This is a genomic window from Cohnella baijiui (assembly GCF_020731285.1).
Classification (GTDB): Bacteria; Bacillota; Bacilli; order Paenibacillales; family Paenibacillaceae; genus Cohnella.
Genome location: NZ_JAJFOW010000104.1, coordinates 1 through 506 on the forward strand (window position 1 = coordinate 1; position 506 = coordinate 506).

The window sequence follows — 506 nt, forward strand, 5'->3', positions numbered from 1 at the left end:
GCTACCTACTTAAGAGGAGCTACCGTAAACTTTCCGTATTTTACTCCTTTGATGCTGATCATCTGGTCACTGCACGCACGAAGCTCCCCCGCCTTCCCTTTCACAACAATCAACTCCAGACAGTGATGAGAATCAAGATGAAAGTGTGTGGTGGCTAGAATGGCATGGTGCATCGTATGCTGAATATGTGTAATCTCCTGCATAAGGTCACTTTGGTGATGATCATAAAACAGCAGAATGCTCCCTGCTACATCCTGCTCATCATCCGCAGAGGACTGTTTAACCAGCGCATCACGTACCAAATCACGCACGGCTTCGGATCGGTTCTCATATCCTTTACGCTTGATCATTTCATCAAATTCCTTCAATAACGTTTCATCCATGGAAACGCCAAAGCGCTTTAAGGTTGAATCTGACATACGACTCACTCCTACATTGTCATGATATATGCCTCTCTATTATGATTTCATAGCGTGCTGATACACCTCTTGGAACGGAACCTGGTG

Annotated in this window: 1 protein-coding gene; it reads right to left on the reverse strand. The window is 45.1% G+C overall.

Annotated features, from left to right (window positions below):
• Positions 1-5: 5 nt before the first annotated feature.
• Positions 6-419, reverse strand: a complete 414-nt coding sequence (nikR, locus tag LKX83_RS31820; RefSeq protein WP_227887258.1) for a nickel-responsive transcriptional regulator NikR — start codon at positions 417-419, stop codon at positions 6-8.
• Positions 420-506 lie beyond the last annotated feature (87 nt).

Bases quoted from the DNA above. Each gene is read 5' to 3' on its own strand.
- nikR (WP_227887258.1), bottom strand. From the start codon at position 419: ATGTCAGATTCAACCTTAAAGCGCTTTGGCGTTTCCATGGATGAAACG.